Origin of the sequence: Cupriavidus oxalaticus (assembly GCF_004768545.1) — a bacterium.
GTDB classification, from domain to species: domain Bacteria; phylum Pseudomonadota; class Gammaproteobacteria; order Burkholderiales; family Burkholderiaceae; genus Cupriavidus; species Cupriavidus oxalaticus_A.
On sequence record NZ_CP038635.1, the window covers coordinates 1963070 to 1983174 of the forward strand.

Below are 20105 nucleotides of genomic sequence, written 5' to 3' on the forward strand. Positions count from 1 at the left end.
CCGGCCGCTTTTTTCATCGCCGCTGCCGCACCGCCTCGAACAGGCAGATCGCGGTGGCGGCCGCCACGTTCAGCGACTCCAGGCCGCCCGGCTGTGGAATGCCGACCTTGCGCTTGACGTGCTGCATCCACGCGTCGCTGACGCCGGCGCCTTCATTGCCGACCACCCAGGCCACCGGCGCGCGCAGGTCCGTATCGAACACCGCGGCGTCGGCATGCGACGACGTCGCCAGCAATGGCAGCGCCAGCCGCGGTGCCAGCGACTCCACGGTGCAGTGCTCGACGATGTTCAGGTGGAAGTTGGCGCCCATGCTGGCGCGCAGCGTCTTCACCGACCAGGCGAACGCGCATCCCGTTGCCAGGAAGGCATGGCGAATGCCCGCCGCGGCGGCGCTGCGCAGGATCGAGCCGACATTGCCGGCGTCCTGCACGCCGTCGAGGATGATGCAGTCCTCTTCGATGCGCGCCGGCAGGTGGCCAGCAGGCGTTTCGATCACCAGCATCAGGTCGATGCCGTTGACCACGCCGGAAATCTGCGTGAACAGCGTATCGGCCAGCACTACCAGCCGCTCCGCGTCGACGCGCGCCAGCAGCGGCGCAACCTCGGCATGGTCGTAGTGGCGCTCGGACACCACGCAGGTGACTGGCTGGCCCAGTGCATCCACATAGGCCTGGGCCAGGTGCACGCCGTCGAGCAGCGACTGCCCGGCCTTGCGGCGCTGGTGGGTGGAGGTGGCCAGCGCCTTCAGGTGCTTGAACAGCGCGTTGTCGCGCGAGGTGACGTGCTTCACGGTGCGTCGGTTTGCAGGGTGCCTGGGGGCGCGGCCTGGATCGGGGTGGTGAGTTCGGCGACTTCGATGCCGTCAATGCCCCCGGCAGCAACTGCCGTCACCGCGGTAAACAGCGGACGCTGTGCCAGCGCCTCGCGCACCGGCGCGAACGAGCGGCGGTGATGCGGCGTGGCGCCGAACTCGGCCAGCGCGGCCATGTGCTGCGGCGTGGCGTAGCCGACGTGCGAGTCGAAGCCGTACTGCGGGTAGGTTGCGTGCAGCTCCATCAGGGCACGGTCGCGCGCCACCTTGGCCAGGATCGACGCTGCGGAAATCGCCTTGACCAGCGCGTCGCCCTTGACGATGGCCTCGACCGGGAACGGCACCTGCGGGCAGCGGTTGCCATCGACCTGCACCAGGTCCGGCACGATTCCCTTGGCGGCCAGGCCCTGCACGGCGCGCTGCATCGCCAGCATGCTGGCGTGGAAGATATTGATGGTGTCGATTTCCTCGACCGTGGCGAAGGCGATATGCCAACCCAGCGCTCGCTCGCAGATCTTCTCGTACAGCGCCTCGCGCTTGGCGGCGGTCAGGATCTTGGAATCGGCCAGCCCGCGGATCTGGCGCTTGGGGTCCAGCACCACGGCGGCGGCATAGACCGGGCCTGCCAACGGCCCCCTGCCCGCCTCGTCCACGCCGCACAAACGTTGCACAGCGGATGCGGAAGGAGCCAGGTCCAGTCCCATCTGCAGGGATACGGCATTGCGGCGGGCCATCAGACTTTGCCCCGGCTATGCATCAAATCGACCACCACATCGGCGGCAATCTGCGCGGTGTTGCACTTGAGCGTCTCGTGCATGCGGGTGAAATGCTCGTACAGGAAGGCGGTATTGCCCTCGTCGTTGAGCTGCAGCAGCGTTTCGCGGGCCAGCGCCTCGGGCGTGGCATCGTCCTGCAGCAGCTCGGGCACGACAAAGCGCCCTGAAAGGATATTAGGCAATCCCACGTACGGCAGGTAACCCTGCCGCTTCATGATCTGCGCGGTCAGCCAGGGCACCTTGTACGAGATCACCATCGGCTTCTTGTACAGCGCCGCCTCCAGCGTCGCGGTACCGCTGGCCAGCAGCACCACGTCAGCGGCTTCCATGGCCTGGTGCGACTTGCCGTCGACAATGGTCAGGCGCAGTTCCGGATACTGCCGGTGCAGGTCTTCGACGATGGCGCGCAGCGGCGCGCTTGCCGCCGGCAGCACGAACGCCAGGTTCGGGTCCATGCGCTGCATCTGCGCCATCGCGGCAAAGAAGGTGGCGCCAAGGTTGCGCACCTCGGACTGCCGGCTGCCAGGCAGCACCGCGACCACGCGGTGGCCGGCAGGCAGCCCCAGCTCGGCGCGCGCGCCGGCCACGTCAGGCACCATCGGGATCACGTCGGCGAGCGGGTGCCCGACGTAGGTGGCGGGAATGCCGGCCTTGGCGTAGATCTCGGGCTCAAACGGGAACAGGCACAGGATGTGGTCCACCGCGCGCGCGATGGTGCGGATGCGCCCGCCGCGCCAGGCCCAGATCGACGGGCTGACGAAATGCACCACCGGGATGCCGGCGCGGCGCAGCGGCACTTCCAGGCCGAAATTGAAATCCGGGGCGTCGACCCCGATAAAGCACTGCGGCGGCTCGGCCAGCAGCCAGTCTCGCACCTCGCGCCGGGTGCGCAGGATCTCGCGCAGCGAGCCCAGCACCTCGACATAGCCGTTGACCGACAGCGTTTCCATCGGCCAGCGCGAGACGAAGCCCTGCGCCATCATGCGCTTGCCGCCGATCCCGGCGTACGCCATGGTATCGCCCAGGCGGGCCTTGAGCCCGCCCATCATCAGCGATGCCAGCAGGTCGCCGGAGGCCTCTCCGGCCACCATGGCGATGGTGCCGCGCCTGGCGGCGGCAGAACCGTTGCCCGTGGGCAGGCCACCCCGAATCGCGGCGTCGACCATGTGCAGCCCGGTCTCAGCGCACGATGCCGCGCTGGGTGGCGGCAAGGAAGTCGACGAACGACTGCAGCGGCGCCGCGGTGCCGGCATCCGACTGGGCCAGCAAGGCGGCGATCTCGTTGCGGGCCTCGTCGAAGCTGAGGTCGGACTTGTAAAGCAGCTTGTAGGCCTGGCGCAGCGCGGCGATCTGGGCCGCATCGAAGCCGCGGCGGCGCAGCCCCTCCACGTTGACGCCATGCGGCGTCGCCTTGTTGCCGCCCTTGTCGCTGGCGGCGATCACGAACGGCGGCACGTCCTGCACCAGCGCCGAGGCACCGCCCAGCATCGCGTGGGCACCGATGCGCACGAACTGGTGCACGCCGCTCATGCCGCCCAGGATGGCCCAGTCGCCCACGTCGACGTGGCCGGCGATCTGCGCGTTGCTGGAAAACACGGTGTGGTTGCCGACCGAGCAGTCATGCGCGATATGCACGTAGGCCATGATCCAGTTGTCGCTGCCGATGCTGGTCAGGCCGCGGTCCTGCACCGTGCCGGTGTGGATCGTGGTGAATTCGCGGATGGTGTTGCGGTCGCCGATCTCGAGCCGGGTCGGCTCGTTGCGGTACTTCATGTCCTGCGGCACGCCGCCGACCGAGGCATAGGGACCGATGTTGTTGCCCTCGCCGATCGTGGTATGGCCCTCGACCGTCGTATGCGAGCCGATCCGGGTGCCGCTGCCGATCCGCACATTGGGGCCGACGATGGAGAACGGCCCGACGGTCACGTCGGCTGCAAGCTCTGCCTTCGGGTCAACCAGGGCGGTGGGGTGGATTTGCGTCATACGTCCTGTCCTGTGGTGTGTCTGGTGAAGAATGGGCCCCTGCGCGCGGCAAAGGTTCCCGTCCGCGCCGCGCGCCCGTCCGGGAGCGCGGCAGCCGGCCTCACTCGGCCTGCTTCACGGTGCACATCAGTTCCGCCTCGCAGGCGACCTTGTCGTCCACGGTGGCGAACGCCTTGAATTTCCAGATGCCGCGGATATAGCGCTCGACCGTCACATTCATGTGCAGCTGGTCGCCCGGGTACACCACCTGCTTGAAGCGGGCGCCGTCGATGCCGACAAAGTAGTACAGCGCGCCTTCCTTGCGCTCCATGTCGGCGCCGAAGGTCAGCAGGCCGGCCGACTGCGCCAGCGCTTCCAGGATCATCACGCCCGGCATCACCGGCTGTTCCGGGAAATGGCCCTGGAAGTAAGGCTCGTTGATGGTGACGTTCTTCAGCGTCTTGATCCGCTTCTGCGCTTCGAACTCCAGCACGCGGTCGACCAGCAGGAACGGGTACCGGTGCGGCAGCAGCTTGAGGATCTTGCGGATATCGATTTCGGCCGCGCTCATGATGATTTCTCTTAGTCTTGTGTGGGTTGGGACCCGGCGGACTGGCCGCGCAGGCGACGTTCCAGCGCCACCACGCGTTCGCGCAGCTTGCTCAGGCCGCGCACGATGGCTGCGTTGCGTTCCCACTCGCCGTGCGGCAGGAACGGGAAGACGCTGGTGAAATGGCCCCCGGGCTTGGTAATGGATTTGGTAATCGACGTACCGCCGGACACTGTGGTCCGGTCGGCGATGGTCAGGTGGCCGGCAAAATTGGCGGCGCCCCCGATCACGCAGAAGCGGCCGATGCGCGTGCTGCCCGATACCGCGGCGCAGCCGGCAATGACCGTATGGGCGCCGACCCGTACGTTGTGCGCGATCTGGACCTGGTTGTCGATCTTGCAGCCGTCCTCGACCACGGTGTCGGCCATGGCGCCGCGATCGATCGCCGTATTGGCGCCGACCTCCACGTCATGACCCAGCACCGCGCGTCCCGTTTGCGGGATCTTCACGTATTCGACGCCGGTGGCGCTGATATCGGGAGCGAAACCGAAGCCATCGGCGCCGATCACCACGCCGCTGTGCAGGATGGCGCGCGCGCCGACCACGCAGTGGTGGTAGATCGAAACATTGGCGTACAGCAGCGAATCGTCGCCGATCTCGGCACCGGCACCGACGTAGCCGTTGGCCAGGATGCGGACGCGCTCGCCCAGCCGCGCGCCGCGCTCGATCACCACGTTCGGGCCGATGAAGCACGACGCCGGCACCACCGCGTCGGGCGACACGCTGGCACGCGGGTCGATGCCGACGCGGGGATCGTGGTTGGCTTCGCGATCGAAGCGCTGCGCCACGCGGGCAAAGCAGACGTAGGGATTGCGCGCCACCAGCCAGTTGCGGCCGTCGGCCCGGCCCTCGGCGCGGATGCGCTCGAGGTCGGCCGGCGACACGATCACGGCGCCGGCTTGCGAATCCAGCGCCTGCTGCAGGTAGAGCGGATTGGACAGGAACGAGAGCTCGCCCGCCGAAGCCTGGTCAAGGGGAGCCAGGCCAACGATCGCCAGGTCGGGATCACCCACAACCTGCGCGCCGTTCTCGGTGGCGAGCTGACCCAGTGTGGGTGTCTGCATGGCGGTACTTCCTGAAAAAAGGGACGAAACGAACAGCGGCGGCTTAGCGGGCGCCGGCGTTCAGCGCCTTCATCACGTCGTCGGTGATGTCGATACGCGGGTTCACGTACACGGCTTCCTGCACGATCAGGTCGTACTTGCGCTGCTCCGCCAGCTGGCGGATCACGCGGTTGGCGCGCTCGAGCACCTGCGCCAGCTCTTCATTACGGCGCTGGTTCAGGTCCTCGCGGAACTCGCGCTGCTTGCGCTGGAACTCGCGATCGAGGTCGGCCACCTCGCGCTGGCGGCGCTGGCGGTCGGAGTCGGCCAGCACGGCGGTGTCCTTGTCGAGCTTGTCGGCCATGCCCTTGATCTTCTGGGCCATGTCCTGCAGCTCGCGGTCGCGCTTGGAGAACTCCTGCTCGAGCTTCACCTGGGCCTGCTTGGCCGGCTGCGAATCGCGCAGGATGCGCTCGGAATTGACGGCGGCAATGCGCGCCTCCTGGGCCATGGCCGGCATCGCGGTGCACAGCGCGGCGGTGGCGAATGCGGCGGCGCCCAGGGATTTGACCAGTTTGGATATTGTCATCATGAAAACAGATCCTTTTACAGAATCAGAATGCCGTCCCGATCTGGAACTGGAAGCGCTGGACCTTGTCAGTTTCTTCCCGGTTGAGCGGGAAGCCCATGCTGATCTTCAGCGGGCCGATCGGCGACAGCCACGACATGCCGAAGCCGGTCGAGTACTTGAGGTCGCTGAACGAAATCGGCGCGCCTTCCTGGTAGACGTTACCGAAGTCGAAGAACGTGAACAGGCGCAGCGTGCGGTCGACACCCGAGCCCGGCAGCGGGAAGATGAATTCCACGTTACCGATCATCTTGGATGCACCGCCCACCGGGTTGCCGTTCTGGTCCTTAGGACCCAGCGTGCTGGTCTGGTAGCCGCGCACCGAGCCGATACCGCCGGCGTAGAAGTACTTGAACACCGGGAACGGCGTGTTGCCGTAGCCGTGGCCGTAAGCGACTTCACCGTTCAGCGCCAGCGTGAACGACTTCGAGATCGGATAGAAGTACTGCTGCTGCACGCTGGCGCGGTAGTACTGCGTATCGCCGCCCGGCAGGCCCACTTCCAGGTTGGCCTGGGTGTACGGGCCCTTGGTCGGGACCAGCGCGCTGTCGCGGCGGTCACGTGCCCAGCCGATCGTAAACGGGAAGTTGTTGATGCCGTCGCCGCTGTTCTTGCCGATCGCGTTCAGCCACGCCGTGTACTGGCTCGGCGTGTTGACCGAGGTATAGACCTGGGTGCGCTCGTAGCCGATACCGAAGAACACGGTGTCGACTTCCGAGAACGGCACGCCGAACTTGAAGCCGCCGCCGGCGGAGACGATCTTGTAGTCCTGGTCGCCGGTGTAGTACAGCGGACGCGAAGTGCGGTAGTAGATATCGGTCGAGCGGCTGATACCGTCCACCGTGAAATACGGGTCGTACTGCGTCAGCGCGATGGTACGGAACGACTTGGCGGTGTTCACGTCCAGGCCCAGGCTGGTACCGGAGCCGAACACGTTGTCCTGGCGCAGGCCGGCCTGCAGCACCAGCTTGTCGGTGGACGAGAAGCCCACGCCCAGGCTGATCTGCCCGGTCGGTTTTTCGGTCACGTTGACGTTCACATCGACCTGGTCGGGCGCGCCGGCCACGTCCTCGGTGGTGATGTTGGTGTCGGTGAAGTAGCCGGTCCGGTTGATACGCGCCTGCGACTGCTGCAGCTTCTCGCTGTCGAACCACGAGCTTTCCATTTGGCGCATCTCGCGGCGCACCACTTCGTCGCGGGTCTTGCTGTTGCCCACCACGTTGACGCGGCGCACATAGACGCGCCGTCCCGGGTCGACCATCAGCGTCAGCGCGACCTCGCGCTTTTCCTGGTCGATGTTCGGCTGCGGGTTGATCGTGGTGAAGGCGTAGCCATAGGTGCCGAGCAGGTCGGTAATGGCCTTGGTGCTGGCGGTCAGCTTTTCGGACGAGAAGATGTCGCCCTTCTTCAGCTGCAGCAGTTTTTCCATTTCCTCCTGCTTGCCCAGCAGTTCGCCGGCCAGGCGGATGTCGGACACCTTGTACTGCTCGCCTTCCTTGATGTTCAGCGTCAGGTAGATGTCCTTTTTGTCCGGCGTGATCGAGACCTGGGTCGATTCGATCGCGAACTCGAGGTAGCCGCGGTTCAGGTAGTAGGAACGCAGCGCCTCCAGGTCGGCGGTCAGCTTCTGCTTCGAGTACAGGTCATTCTTGGTGTACCACGACAGCCAGTTCGGCGTGGACAGCTGCATCTCGTCGCGCAGCGTGCTTTCCTTGAACGCCTTGTTGCCGACGATATTGATCTGGCGGATCTTGGCGACCGGGCCTTCCTCGACGTTGAACACGACCGAGACGCGGTTGCGGTCCACCGGCGTAACCGTGGTCTGCACGTCGGCGGCATAGTAGCCGCGCGCGACATACTGGCGCTTGAGCTCCTGCTCCGCCTTGTCGATCAGCGCCTTGTCATAGTAGCGCGCTTCGGCGACGCCGACCGCGCGCAGCGAGCGGCGCAGCGTGTCCTTGTCGAATTCCTTGATGCCGACGAATTCCAGTTGCGAGATCGCCGGGCGTTCTTCCACCTGCACGACCAGCACGCCGTCTTCGGCGCGGATCTGCACGTCCTTGAAGAAGCCGGTATTGTAGAGGGCACGGATCGCATCGGCGCCCTTGTCGTCGGTGAACGTTTCACCGACGCGCACGGGGAGGTAGCCAAACACCGTACCCGGCTCGACGCGCTGCAGGCCCTCAACGCGGATGTCCCTGACGACGAACGGATCGGCAGCCCAGCCCGCCGGGCTCCAGGCTGCAATAACGGCACTCGCCAGCAAGCCCAGCGAAATGCGCTTATGTCTGATCAATGTTGATCCCCTCTTTGATTCCATCCAGGATTTTCCATGCCTCGTGGGACTGCGCATGGCAATGGCGCCCCCTGGCGACGGTGTCCGACGACACGACCGCCCCCTTGCCGACAAGCGTTTCTAGCCGTTCGCCAGAAACATTCGGCTGACGTCATTGAACAAAGCGAGCGAGGTCAGGAGCAGGATGCAGGCAATGCCAACCTTCTGCAGCATTGCCTGCCAGTGGTCTGGTACGGGCCGGCCAGTCAAAAATTCCACGCAATAATACAGCAAATGCCCCCCATCCAGAACCGGAATAGGTAACAAATTCAGTACACCGAGGCTGACGCTGACCAGCGCCAGGAAGCTGACAAAAGCCTGCAGGCCGAGGTTTGCGGCACGCCCGGCGTAGTCCGCCACTGTCAGCGGTCCGCTCAGGTTCTGCAGCGACGCCTGCCCCACCAGCATCTTGCCCAGCAGCTTCAGCGACAGCGCGCTGGTGTCCCACACCTGGCCGAACGCGCGCGCCAGCGCCTCGTCCGGACGGTAGCGCACCGTCTCCATCTCCACCGCCTGGCTGAGCGCCGCGCCCAGCTTGCCTGCGGGCGGCGCCGGCGCGCCGCTGGCATCCTTCTCGCCGTCGCGCGGGGCGGCAGCGTCCAGCGTCACCGGCACGTCCAGCCGCTTGCCGTCGCGCTCGATGCCGAGCGTCACGGTCTGGCCCGGCTGGCTGCGCACCGCCTTGATCAGCGCGCTGGCCTGGGTCATCGGGGTGCCCTGCCAGGCGACGATGCGGTCGCCCTTCTTCAGCCCGGCGCGCTCGGCGGCCGAGTCCGGCAATACCTCGGTGATCGTGACCGGCCCGCCTTTCAGATTCAGGCCCAGCGTGCTGAGCGGATCCTGCTCCGGGTTGCCGCCGGTATTGGGCAGGCGCGCCAGCGTGACGTCGCGCTCGGTGCCATCGGCGGCGCGCACGCGCAGCACGGCGCGCGCATCGCCGAAGCCCCCGGCGAAGACCGCCATGCGCAGGTCGTTCCAGGAACGCACCGCTTCGGTATGGCCGTTGGCGGTCAGCGACAGCACCCGGTCGCCTTCGCGCACGCCGGCCTGCTGCGCCATGGTGCCGGCCGCCGGCGCGGCGACGATCGGCGCGGGTTCGCGCATGCCGCCGGCGAACAGCGCGAAGTACAGCACGATCGCCAGCAGGAAATTGGCCAGCGGCCCGGCCGCGACAATGATGAAGCGCTTGCCGACCGGCTGGCGGTTGAACGCGCGCGGCAGGTCGGCCGGATCGATCCGGGCGTCGCGCTCGGGGTCGAACTCGCGCTCGTCCAGCATCTTCACGTAGCCGCCCAGCGGGATGGCCGCCACCGTCCATTCGGTGCGGTCGCGGCTCTTCGAGATCCAGCGTAGCAGCGGCCGCCCGAAGCCGATCGAAAAGCGCAACACCTTCACGCCGCAGGCGCGCGCGGCGAGGTAATGCCCCATCTCGTGCACGTAGATGAGTACGCACAAGGCAACAATGAAAGCGAGTACGGTTTGCATGGCGTCGGGACGTCAGTAACAGTGGCTGGACTGGCGCGCCGGATCCGGGGGTACCGGCATGTCCGGGGCCGCCGCAACCGCTATTGTCGCAGATGCGGCGGGCCGGTCCGTCGGATCAGTGGCGCAGCGCCAGCCCGGCAACGGCCGCGCGCGCAGCCGCGCGCGCCATGCGGTCGGCATCGAGGATGGCGTCTAGCGTGTCCGCCGCGCCGGCCGGTGCCGCCTGGAGCACCTGAGCCACCAAACGCGAAATGTCCGTGAAGCGCACTTTTCCGCCCAGGAATGCTTCGACCGCCACCTCGTTGGCGGCATTGAGCACGGTCGGCGCCACGCCACCGGCGCGCAGCGCGTCGAAGGCCAGCCCCAGGCACGGGAAGCGCTGCAGGTCCGGCTTCTCGAAATGCAGCCCGCCGGCCAGCGTCAGGTCGAGCGGCGTCACGCCGGCATCGATGCGCTCGGGATAGGCGAGGCCGTAGGCGATCGGCGTGCGCATGTCCGGGTTGCCCAGCTGCGCCAGCACCGAGCCGTCGTGGTAGGCCACCATCGAATGCACGATGCTCTGCGGGTGGATCAGCACCTCGATGCGCTCGGCCGGCGCGCCGAACAGCCAGTGCGCCTCGATGACCTCGAGGCCCTTGTTCATCATGGTGGCCGAGTCGACCGAGATCTTGCGGCCCATGACCCAGTTCGGGTGGGCGCAGGCCTCGTCCGGCGAAATGTCATGCAGCGTGTCGGGATCGCGGGTGCGGAACGGCCCGCCCGACGCGGTCAGCAGCACCTTGGCCACGCCACGGCCATAGCGCGGGTCGTCGGCAGGCAGGCACTGGAAGATGGCGTTGTGCTCGCTGTCGATCGGCAGCAGCGTGGCGCCATGCTCGCGCACCGCGTCCATGAAGATGCGGCCGGACATCACCAGCGCTTCCTTGTTGGCCAGCAGCACGCGCTTGCCGGCACGCGCAGCGGCCAGCGTCGGGCGCAGGCCGGCGGCGCCGACGATCGCGGCCATCACGGCGTCCGTCTGCGCGTCGGCGGCGACCGATTCCAGCTCGGCCTCGCCGTGGCTGACTTCGGTATCGACACCGGCATCGCGCAGCAGCGCCTGCAGCTCGCCGGCCGCCTCGGCACTGCCTACCACGGCGCGGGCCGGGCGGAACGCAATGCATTGCTCGGCCAGCTTGCGCACTTGCCGATGCGCCGTCAGCGCGTGCACGGTGTAGCGGTCGGGATGGCGGCGGACGACATCGAGCGTGCTTTCGCCGATCGAGCCGGTGGCGCCAAGGATGGTAATGCGCTGCATATCAGACCGCTTCAGAGAAGGCTTCAGAGAAAAATCAGCATCAGTGCCGCCAGCGGGAACACCGGCAGCAAGGCATCGATCCGGTCCAGCACGCCGCCATGGCCCGGCAGCAGCCGGCTGCTGTCCTTCATGCCGACCTGCCGCTTGAGCAGCGACTCGAACAGATCGCCGATCACGCTCGCCGCGACCAGCAGCGTGGTCAGCGCGGCCACGTAGCCCAGGCCGCCGCGGTCGCCCAGCACCGAGAACCACGTCGGCGCGAAGGCATGGGTGGCGGCCAGCGCCAGGCCGATGACGAGCGCCAGCAGCCAGCCGCCGATGGCGCCCTCCCAGGACTTGCCCGGGCTGATGGACGGTGCCAGCTTGCGCCGGCCGATGGCCTTGCCGGTGAAATAGGCGCCGATGTCGGCCGCCCACACCAGCACGGCCGCCGTCAGCAGCACGCCGATGCCGGCGCCGCGCAGGATCATCGTGGCATGGGCAAACGCGGGCAGCATGACCAGGCCCAGTATGGCCCCCAGCACGGCAAAGCCCGGCGTGGCGGTGCGCACGCCGCGCGCCAGCAAGACCAGCGCCACGCCCCAGCACACCACCGCCGCTTCCAGCAGCCAGGTGGTGGCGTGGCGCAGCGGCATGTCATGCCAGGTGATGGTGGCGATCAGGCAGGCCAGCGCATAGACATAGGGCCAGGGCCCGCGCAGTCCGATCAGGCGTCCGAATTCCCAGCCCGCCAGCAGCACGATCACCCCGAGCAGGCCCGCCAGGCCGGCCGGCGGCGCCAGGAACAGGATCGGAAGAATCAGCAGCAACAGGCACAGGGCGGTGATGACGCGGGTGAGGAGCATGCGCTGCGGTCCCGTGGTAGTTATTGGAGTAGCCCGGATCGGCCAGGGTGTCAGGCGGTGCCCGATAGTCCCGGCGCAACCAGTTGCGCGCTGGTGCGGCCGAAACGGCGTTCGCGCTGGCGGTACGAGGCAAAGGCCTTGTCCAGCTCGGCGGCGTCGAAATCCGGCCAGTACACGTCGGTGAAATACAGCTCGGAATACGCGAGCTGCCACAACAGGAAATTGCTGATGCGCTGTTCGCCGCCGGTGCGGATGAACAGGTCGGGCTCCGGCGCATAGGCCATGGCCAGGTGCGGGGCGAGCATCGATTCGTCGATCGACTCCGGATCGAGCATCGGCGAGCGCGCCAGCATCTTGCGCATGGCCTGCAGCAGGTCCCAGCGGCCACCGTAGTTGGCGGCGATGGTCACGGTCAGGCCGGTGTTGCCTGCGGTGCGGGCCTCGGCGTCCTTGATCAGTTTCTGGATGCGCGGGCTGAAGCGGGCCAGATCGCCAACCACCCGCAGGCGGATGTTGTTGGCGTGCATCTTCACCACTTCGCGCCGCAGCGACATCATGAACAGCCGCATCAGGAACGACACCTCGTCCGCCGGCCGGCGCCAGTTCTCGGAACTGAACGCGAACAGCGTCAGGTACTGCACGCCGCGCGCGGCGCAGGCTTCCACCACCGCGCGCACAGCATCCAGCCCCCGGGAGTGCCCGGCAACGCGCGGCAGGTGCCGCTGGGTCGCCCAGCGGCCGTTGCCGTCCATGATGATGGCAACGTGACCGGGCACGTAGGAGGTATCGGGTACGGCGAGTGTTGAACTGATGTGCTGCATGATGGCAGACGGTCGCGGCAGCCCCGGCAAATGCCGGGACGGCGTCAGACCGTCATGATCTCCTTCTCTTTTTCGGCGACCATCTTGTCGATCTCGGCCACGTACTTGTCGGTCAGCTTCTGCACCTCGTCCTGGCCGCGGCGCTCGTCGTCCTCCGAGATGGCCTTGTCCTTGACCAGCTTCTTGAACTGCTCATTGGCATCGCGGCGCAGGTTGCGCACCGCAACCTTGGCGCCCTCGGCCTCGCCCTTGACGACCTTGGTCAGCTCCTTGCGGCGCTCTTCGGTCAGCGCGGGCATCGGCACGCGGATCACGTCGCCCATGGTGGCCGGGTTCAGGCCCAGGTCGCAATCGCGGATGGCCTTCTCGACCGCCCCCACCATCTTCTTTTCCCACGGCTGCACCGTGATCGTACGCGCATCGGCCAGGCCGACGCTGGCGACCTGGCTGATCGGCACCATCGAACCGTAGTAATCCACCTGAACGTGGTCGAGCAGGCCGGTGTGGGCACGGCCAGTGCGGATCTTCGCCAGATCGGCCTTGAAGGCTTCGATCGACTTCTGCATTTTCTGCTCGACGCTCTTCTTTGTGTCGGCGACGCTCATGTTAACCTCCGGAAATCAGCCAACCATGATCCCGCCGGGCGGGATCGAAAATGAATCATTCTACTCTTTGCCCGGCCAGACACCAGCGCCGTGGCGCGGCATCGGGGGGCGCCGGACTCAGACGTGGACCAGGGTACCCTCGTCTTCGCCCAGGATCACGCGCTTGAGCGCGCCCGGCTTGACGATCGAGAACACGCGGATCGGCAGCTTCTGGTCGCGGCACAGGGCGAAGGCGGTAGCGTCCATCACCTGCAGGTTCTTCGAGATCGCCTCGTCGAAGCTGATGGTGGTGTAGCGCGTGGCGCTCGGGTCCTTCTTGGGGTCGGCGGTGTAGACGCCGTCCACCTTGGTCGCCTTGAGCACAACCTCGGCACCGATTTCCGAGCCGCGCAGCGCGGCGGCGGTATCAGTGGTGAAGAACGGGTTGCCGGTGCCGGCGGCGAAGATCACCACCTTGCCCTCTTCCAGCTGGCGAATCGCGCGCGGGCGGATGTACGGCTCGACCACCTGGTCCATGCGCAGCGCGGACTGTACGCGGCCTTCGATATTGGCGTGGCGCATCGCGTCCTGCAGGGCCAGCGCGTTCATCATGGTGGCCAGCATGCCCATGTAGTCGGCCGTGGCGCGATCCATGCCGGCCGCGCCGCCCGCGACACCGCGGAAGATATTGCCGCCGCCGATGACCACCGCGACCTGGACGCCGAGCTTCACGATCTCGGCAATGTCGTTCACCATCGCCTCGATGGTGGAGCGGTTGATGCCAAAGGCATCGTCGCCCATCAGGGCTTCACCGGACAGTTTCAGAAGGACGCGCTTGTAGGCTGGCATGTTTACCCTCGGGCAGGAGCAAGTCGCTCGTTTGGGACTGAACACAAATGAGACGATTGATTTTTTGACACCGGCGGCGCGGATCGCGCGCCACCGGCGGGAGAAAGCCGGTTTTCGGGGTCGCCCCGCCCTGGCGGCAGGCGACAGGAAGACGACCGCGAAAACTGACTGCTGCAGTCAACGTGCTGCAAAGTGCAATACGCATCACTGCGCTACTTATGCAGAGGGGCACCTTGCGGCGCCCCTGCGGCATTATAGGCGCCCGGACCGTCCCATAAGGGCCGGCCGGCGCGCCCCTGACATCAGCCCTTCTGGGCAGCGGCCACCTGGGCGGCCACTTCAGCGGCGAAGTCGTCCTGCTTCTTCTCGATGCCTTCGCCCACGACGTACAGGGTGAAGCCCTTCACGGTCGTGTTGGCAGCCTTGAGCATCTGCTCGACGGTCTGCTTGTCGTTCTTCACGAACGGCTGGTTGAACAGCGACACCTCCTTCAGGTACTTCTGCACCGAGCCCTCGACCATCTTGGCGGCGATCTCGGCCGGCTTGCCCGACTCGGCAGCCTTCTGCTCGGCGATGCTGCGCTCCTTGGCGATCAGGTCGGCGGGGACCTGCTCGGCCGACAGCGACACCGGCTTCATGGCGGCCACGTGCATGGCCACGTCCTTGGCGGCGGCTTCGTCGCCGTCGAACTCGACCATCACGCCGATACGGGTGCCGTGCAGGTACGAAACCAGCTTGCCGCCGTTGGCGTAACGGACAAAGCGGCGGATCGTCATGTTCTCGCCGATCTTGCCGATCAGGGCGGCACGGGTGGCTTCCACGCTCACGCCGTCGATTTCCAGCGCCGACAGCGCAGCCACGTCGGCCGGGTTCTGCTTGGCGATCAGCTCGGCAACCTTGGCCGTGAACGCCAGGAAGTCGTCGTTCTTGGAGACAAAATCGGTCTCGCAGTTCAGTTCGACCAGGGCGCCGGTGGTGCCGTCGATGAACGAACCGACCACGCCTTCAGCGGTCACGCGCGATGCGGCCTTGCTGGCCTTGTTGCCCAGCTTGACGCGCAGCAGCTCTTCGGCCTTGTTCAGGTCGCCGTCGGCCTCGGTCAGGGCCTTCTTGCATTCCATCATCGGCGCGTCGGTCTTCGCGCGCAGTTCTGCAACCATGCTTGCGGTAATTGCCGCCATTTGTCACTCCTTGAATGGTTCGCGCCGGGCCCCGGCAGTCGCCCGCGGCACCCGGTCGGTGGGTCTACAGCGCACCCGCGGCAGATATTGCCTGCGGCGGATGACAACAATTCAAATTCGAAAAAAGGGGGCGCCAGATGTGCCCCCTTTTTTTGCCCTGCTGCCGAAGTACCCCGGCTTGCGCCCTGCGCGCTGCCCGGCATGCCGGGCGGCAAGCGATGCTTGCTGTCTTATGTTGACGTGCGCGCTATCGGGTTCCTTTCAAACAGCGGGCCGGAGGCTATCAGCCTTCCTGCACTTCGACGAATTCGTCGTCGCCGCGGGCGGCTTCAACGACTTCCTGCACCGCGTTGGCACGGCCTTCCAGGATCGCGTCAGCCACGCCGCGCACGTACAGGGCCACAGCCTTGCTCGAGTCGTCGTTGCCCGGGATCACGTAGTCGATGCCGTCCGGCGAGTGGTTGGTATCGACCACGCCGATCACGGGGATGCCCAGCTTGTTGGCTTCGGTCACGGCAATCTTGTGGTAGCCGACGTCGACCACGAAGATGGCGTCAGGCACGCCGCCCATGTCCTTGATGCCGCCGATCGACTTTTCCAGCTTGATCATCTCGCGCTCGAACATCAGCGCTTCCTTCTTGCTCATGGTTTCCAGCGCGCCGGCTTCCTTGGCGGCTTCCATGTCCTTCAGGCGCTTGATCGAGGTCTTGACCGTCTTGAAGTTGGTCAGCATGCCGCCGAGCCAGCGGGCGTCGACGTAGGGCATGCCGGCGCGGCCTGCTTCTTCAGCCAGGATTTCGCGCGACTGGCGCTTGGTGCCCACGAAAAGGATGGTGCCGCGATTGGCTGCCAGCTGACGCACGTACTTCATGGCGTCCTGGAACATCGGCAACGTCTTTTCGAGGTTGATGATGTGGATCTTGTTGCGATGGCCGAAGATGAAGGGGGCCATCTTCGGGTTCCAGAAGCGGGTCTGGTGGCCGAAGTGGCAACCGGCTTCCAGCATTTCGCGCATGGTAACGGACATGTGATTCTCCAAAGGGTTAGGTCTGAAGCCCGCCCCGACATTCCTGAAAAGGAACACCCCGGATAGGCGGGCCAGCGATTTCCAAAAACGATTTCCAAGAAACCGTGCAGCAGATGCTGCAAAATACCGGCCTGGCGGATGCAATGCTGCGCCGCAATCAAGTCAGCCCGCTATTCTAGCAAGAAAAGCATCGGGCGCTCAAGCCGCCCGGATCGCAACCGCAGCACCCGCGTTGGAGAGGCGCCGTCCAAAAGCGCCTCGGCACAGGCTGCTATCAGGCTCCGATGGTGCGATAATCCGACATTGACCTTTCGAATTCGGCGCGGCCAGTGGCCCCGCCATCACTTTTGGCGACGCAGCATGAGCATTTACCTGAACACCGCCGAAGACATCGCCCAGATGCGCGTGGCTTGCCGCCTTGCCTCCGAAGTCCTCGACTACATCACGCCCTTCGTCCAGCCGGGCGTCACCACGGGCGAGCTGGACCGCCTGTGCCACGCCTACATGCGTGACGTGCAAGGCACCGTGCCGGCGCCACTGAACTATGCGCCCCCCGGCTACCCGCCCTTCCCCGGCGCGATCTGCACCTCGGTCAACGACGTGATCTGCCATGGCATTCCCGGCGAGCGCGTGCTCAAGAGCGGCGACGCGGTCAACCTGGACATCACCGTCATCACCAAGGAAGGCTACTACGGCGACACCAGCCGCATGTTCATCGCCGGCGAGGGCTCGATCCTGGCCAAGCGCCTGGCGCAGGTGACATACGAATGCATGTGGAAGGGCATCGCCCAGGTACGCCATGGCGCGCGCCTCGGCGACATCGGCCATGCCATCCAGGTGCACGCCGAAGCCGCCGGCTACAGCGTGGTGCGCGAATACTGCGGCCACGGCATCGGCAAGAACTTCCACGAAGACCCGCAGATCCTGCACTACGGCCGAGCCGGCACCGGCGCCGAGATCAAGGCCGGCATGATCTTCACCGTGGAGCCGATGATCAACGCCGGCAAGCGCGATATCCGCACCATGCCCGACCAGTGGACGGTCAAGACCCGCGACCGCAGCCTGTCGGCGCAGTGGGAGCACACCGTGCTGGTCACCGAGACCGGGTATGAAGTGCTGACGGTCTCCGCCGGCACACCGGCGCCGCCGGCCTTCATTACGGAATCCGTCGCGGCCTGAGGTCGCACACCAGCCAGGGCGCCTGAGCGGCGCCCTTATTTTTCCAGCCGTGCCCACGAACCACCCCGCCCTCTCCATGGACACCACGCCGGAACTTCTGCTGGCCACGCGCGTGCGCGAACAGCTCAAAGCCGACAAGCAGGTCCTGTTTGCCGACTTCAATACCAGTGCCAACGTCGGCACGCTGATCACGCGGCTGCGCCGCGCCGTCGACGCCGCGCTGGTAGAGGCGTGGCGCGGGCTGCAGATGCCCGCGGGTGCGGCGCTGGTGGCGGTGGGCGGCTACGGCCGCGGCGAGCTGCTGCCCTATTCGGACGTCGACGTGCTGCTGCTGCTGCCCGCCGATCCCGACCAGGACACCACCGGGCGGCTGGAGCGCTTTATCGGCCTGTGCTGGGACCTGGGGCTGGAGATCGGCTCGTCGGTACGCACCGTGGACGATTGCATCGGCGAGTCGCGCCAGGACATCACCATCCGGACCTCGCTGCTGGAGGCGCGGCTGGTGACCGGGAGCCGCAAGCTGTTCGAGTCGATGCGCACGCGCTACCTCGCCGACCTGGACCCGGCCGCGTTCTTCCAGGCCAAACTGCTGGAAATGCGCCAGCGCCACGCCAAGTACCAGGACACGCCCTACGCGCTCGAGCCCAACTGCAAGGAAAGCCCGGGCGGCCTGCGCGACCTGCAGGTGATCCTGTGGATGACCAAGGCCGCGGGCCTGGGCGACAGCTGGAAAGAACTGTTCGAGCGCGGCCTGCTGACGCAGCGCGAAGCGCAGGAACTGGCGCGCAACGAGCGCCTGCTCAAGACCATCCGCGCGCGCCTGCACCTGGTGGCGGGCCGGCGCCAGGACGTGCTGGTGTTCGACCTGCAGACCGCGCTGGCGGAATCCTTCGGCTACCGCCAGACCACCAACAAGCGCGCCAGCGAGCAGCTGATGCGGCGCTACTACTGGGCGGCGAAGGCAGTCACGCAGCTCAACAGCGTGCTGCTGCTGAACATCGAGGCGATGCTGTTCCCGAGCGAGTCGCAGGTCACGCGCGTGCTCAACGAACGCTTTGTCGAGCGCCAGGGCATGCTGGAGATCACCAGCGACGACGTGTATGAGCGCGATCCGCACGCGATCCTGGAAACCTTCCTGCTGTACCAGCGCACGCCCGGCGTGAAGGGCCTGTCGCCGCGCACGCTGCGCGGGCTGTACAACGCCCGCACCGTGATGACCGCAAGCTGGCGCAACGACCCGGAAAACCGCCGCCTGTTCCTGGCCATCATGCAGGAGCCGCAAGGCATCACTCACGCGCTGCGGCTGATGAACCAGACCAGCGTGCTGGGGCGCTACCTGATCAACTTCCGCCGCATCGTCGGGCAGATGCAGCACGACCTGTTCCACGTCTACACCGTGGACCAGCACATCCTGATGGTAGTGCGCAACATGCGCCGCTTCGCCATCGTCGAGCACACGCACGAGTTCCCGTTCTGCAGCCAGCTGATGGCGAGCTTCGACAAGCCGTGGGTGCTGTGGGTGGCGGCGCTGTTCCATGACATCGCCAAGGGCCGCGGCGGCGACCATTCCAAGCTCGGCACGCAGGACGCGCGCCGCTTCTGCAAGCAGCATGGCATCGCGCGCGAAGATGCCGACCTGATCAGCTGGCTGGTCGAGCACCACCTGACCATGAGCCACGTGGCGCAGAAGCAGGACCTGACCGATCCGGAAGTGGTTCATGCCTTCGCGCGCGTGGTCGGCAGCGAACGCTACCTGACCGCGCTGTTCCTGCTGACGGTGGCCGATATCCGCGGCACCAGCCCCAAGGTCTGGAACGCGTGGAAGGGCAAGCTGCTGGAAGACCTGTACCGGATCACGCTGCGCGTGCTCGGCGGCGCCAGGGTCGATTCGCACTCGCTGTGGGCGCAGCGCAAGGAAGAAACCATCTCGACGCTGCGGCTCAAGGCGTTCGATCCCGAGCTCGGCAAGCGGCTGTGGGCGCAGCTCGACGTGGCCTTCTTCCTGCGCCACGATGCGCGCGATATCGCCTGGCTCACGCGGCACCTGTACGACAAGGTCGACAGCCCCGCACCCGTAGTGAAGGCACGCATCTCGCCTGCGGGCGAAGGCCTGCAGGTGGCTGTCTACGTGCAGGACCAGCCCGACCTGTTCGCGCGCATCTGCGGCTATTTCGAGCGCAAGGCGTTTTCGATCCAGGACGCCAAGATCCACACCACCCGGCACGGCTACGCGCTGGACACGTTCCAGGTCACGGACCCCGGCATGGCAGGAAATGACAACTACCGTGGCAACTACCGCGACATCATCGCGCTGGTGGAGCACGAGCTTTGCGAAAAGCTGCGCCAGCAGGACGCCCTGCCCGAGCCCACGCAGGGACGCCTGTCGCGCCAGTCGCGCAGCTTCCCGATCAAGCCGCGCGTGGACCTGCGCGCGGACGAGCGCGGCCAGTATTACCTGCTGTCGCTTTCCGCCAACGACCGCACCGGCCTGCTGTACGCCATCGCCCGCGTACTGGCACGGCATCGCGTGTCCGTGCATTCGGCACGCATCAACACCCTGGGCGAACGCGTCGAAGACGTGTTCCTGGTAGACGGCAGCCGCCTGGCCGCCGACAACCGATTGCAGATTCAGCTTGAACAGGACTTGCTCGCCGCCCTCGCAATCTGAGGCG

General features: G+C 66.3%; 18 protein-coding genes. 2 read left to right on the forward strand and 16 right to left on the reverse strand.

The features are described from left to right. Positions 1–13: 13 nt before the first annotated feature. From E0W60_RS19885 to rpsB, 16 genes are all read right to left on the reverse strand, one after another. On the reverse strand, positions 14–790 hold the full coding sequence (locus E0W60_RS19885; RefSeq protein ID WP_115703349.1) for a TrmH family RNA methyltransferase: 777 nt from the start codon (positions 788–790) through the stop codon (positions 14–16). Then, positions 787–1545, reverse strand: a complete 759-nt coding sequence (gene rnhB, locus E0W60_RS19890; protein ID WP_133096297.1) for a ribonuclease HII — start codon at positions 1543–1545, stop codon at positions 787–789. The genes E0W60_RS19885 and rnhB overlap by 4 nt, the downstream gene beginning before the upstream one ends. Continuing rightward, the gene (gene lpxB / locus E0W60_RS19895) at positions 1545–2753 is read right to left on the reverse strand and encodes a lipid-A-disaccharide synthase (RefSeq protein ID WP_133096298.1); all 1209 of its coding nucleotides are present in this window, start codon (positions 2751–2753) and stop codon (positions 1545–1547) included. The genes rnhB and lpxB overlap by 1 nt, the downstream gene beginning before the upstream one ends. Positions 2754–2766: 13 nt before the next feature. After that, positions 2767–3570 carry an acyl-ACP--UDP-N-acetylglucosamine O-acyltransferase gene (lpxA, locus tag E0W60_RS19900; RefSeq protein WP_133096299.1) on the reverse strand — a complete coding sequence of 268 codons (804 nt, stop codon included), beginning with the start codon at positions 3568–3570 and terminating at the stop codon, positions 2767–2769. Positions 3571–3670: 100 nt separating this feature from the next. Then, positions 3671–4120: a 3-hydroxyacyl-ACP dehydratase FabZ gene (gene fabZ, locus E0W60_RS19905; RefSeq protein ID WP_010809590.1), complete on the reverse strand. Its 450-nt coding sequence runs from the start codon at positions 4118–4120 to the stop codon at positions 3671–3673. 11 nt (positions 4121–4131) lie between these two features. After that, positions 4132–5223 carry a UDP-3-O-(3-hydroxymyristoyl)glucosamine N-acyltransferase gene (gene lpxD, locus E0W60_RS19910; protein WP_135705367.1) on the reverse strand — a complete coding sequence of 364 codons (1092 nt, stop codon included), beginning with the start codon at positions 5221–5223 and terminating at the stop codon, positions 4132–4134. A gap of 43 nt (positions 5224–5266) precedes the next feature. After that, positions 5267–5794 (reverse strand): OmpH family outer membrane protein, encoded by a 528-nt coding sequence (locus E0W60_RS19915; RefSeq protein WP_135705368.1) that lies wholly within the window; start codon positions 5792–5794, stop codon positions 5267–5269. 22 nt (positions 5795–5816) lie between these two features. Next, entirely contained in the window at positions 5817–8150 is a 2334-nt protein-coding gene (bamA, locus tag E0W60_RS19920; protein WP_240745874.1) for an outer membrane protein assembly factor BamA, read from the reverse strand. Positions 8151–8246: 96 nt separating this feature from the next. Next, positions 8247–9650, reverse strand: a complete 1404-nt coding sequence (gene rseP, locus E0W60_RS19925; protein ID WP_135705369.1) for an RIP metalloprotease RseP — start codon at positions 9648–9650, stop codon at positions 8247–8249. 115 nt (positions 9651–9765) lie between these two features. Further along, positions 9766–10947: a 1-deoxy-D-xylulose-5-phosphate reductoisomerase gene (gene ispC / locus E0W60_RS19930; RefSeq protein WP_133096304.1), complete on the reverse strand. Its 1182-nt coding sequence runs from the start codon at positions 10945–10947 to the stop codon at positions 9766–9768. Between the two features lie 23 nt (positions 10948–10970). Continuing rightward, positions 10971–11792 carry a phosphatidate cytidylyltransferase gene (locus E0W60_RS19935; protein WP_133096305.1) on the reverse strand — a complete coding sequence of 274 codons (822 nt, stop codon included), beginning with the start codon at positions 11790–11792 and terminating at the stop codon, positions 10971–10973. A gap of 50 nt (positions 11793–11842) precedes the next feature. Continuing rightward, positions 11843–12613, reverse strand: a complete 771-nt coding sequence (locus E0W60_RS19940; protein WP_135705370.1) for an isoprenyl transferase — start codon at positions 12611–12613, stop codon at positions 11843–11845. A 44-nt stretch (positions 12614–12657) separates the two neighbouring features. Then, entirely contained in the window at positions 12658–13218 is a 561-nt protein-coding gene (frr, locus tag E0W60_RS19945; protein WP_133096307.1) for a ribosome recycling factor, read from the reverse strand. Between the two features lie 117 nt (positions 13219–13335). Then, a complete protein-coding gene (gene pyrH, locus E0W60_RS19950) occupies positions 13336–14046 on the reverse strand; it encodes a UMP kinase (protein ID WP_063237869.1) in 711 nt (236 codons plus the stop codon). A gap of 302 nt (positions 14047–14348) precedes the next feature. After that, a complete protein-coding gene (gene tsf / locus E0W60_RS19955) occupies positions 14349–15227 on the reverse strand; it encodes a translation elongation factor Ts (protein WP_133096308.1) in 879 nt (292 codons plus the stop codon). Between the two features lie 283 nt (positions 15228–15510). Further along, on the reverse strand, positions 15511–16254 hold the full coding sequence (rpsB, locus tag E0W60_RS19960; RefSeq protein WP_029045850.1) for a 30S ribosomal protein S2: 744 nt from the start codon (positions 16252–16254) through the stop codon (positions 15511–15513). A gap of 360 nt (positions 16255–16614) precedes the next feature. Here rpsB and map point away from each other — a divergent pair, with 360 nt between their 5' ends. Together map and E0W60_RS19970 are read left to right on the forward strand one after the other, a co-directional pair. Next, the gene (gene map, locus E0W60_RS19965) at positions 16615–17433 is read left to right on the forward strand and encodes a type I methionyl aminopeptidase (RefSeq protein ID WP_133096309.1); all 819 of its coding nucleotides are present in this window, start codon (positions 16615–16617) and stop codon (positions 17431–17433) included. Positions 17434–17509: 76 nt separating this feature from the next. Further along, complete coding sequence (locus E0W60_RS19970) at positions 17510–20101, forward strand: [protein-PII] uridylyltransferase (RefSeq protein ID WP_135705371.1); 2592 nt, start codon at positions 17510–17512, stop codon at positions 20099–20101. The last annotated feature ends 4 nt before the right edge of the window (positions 20102–20105 follow it).